The sequence below is a fragment of the Vibrio sp. 1402 genome, from assembly GCF_033340275.1.
Genome location: NZ_JAWOWE010000697.1, coordinates 1 through 519 on the forward strand (window position 1 = coordinate 1; position 519 = coordinate 519).

Sequence of the window (519 nt, forward strand, 5' to 3'; positions counted from 1 at the left end):
CTAGCATATCCAGATCCAGTAGATGTGTCTCAATCACAGGAGAAGGCGCCGCTTCTTCCTTGACTTCAGGCTTAACAATCACCGCGGGTTTATCGACTCGATCAACAAAGAACTTATCTATCACTGACTGAATAGCATGCACAGCTAATGGTTTACTGATTGCGTCATCCATTCCATTTTCTAAGTACTCTCGACGATCTTTCATCACGTTCGCCGTTAACGCCACCAACGGAGGTAAGTGGTCATAATGCTCACGGTAGTACTTCGCCACATCAAACCCTGTCATGTCTGGCAGTTGAATGTCCAACAGCGCAAGGTCGTATTGATCCGGCACAAAGTTGACTAACGCTTCTTCCCCAGTCATCGCGACCGTCACGGAATGCCCCAAACTTTCTAGCAGCGACTTAGCCACCGTCACGTTAAGTTCAATGTCTTCAACCATAAAGATGTTGAGATGCACATTGTCGCGCTTTGCATCGATTACCGGCTCTTCGAGTTCAACAATAGGAACGTGAATCG

At 47.2% G+C, this 519-nt stretch carries 1 protein-coding gene; it reads right to left on the reverse strand.

All coding sequences use genetic code 11. The annotated features are described in order from the left end of the window. The coding region (locus tag R7044_RS28010) for a response regulator (protein WP_225456353.1) at positions 1–519 on the reverse strand (519 nt) is incomplete at both ends.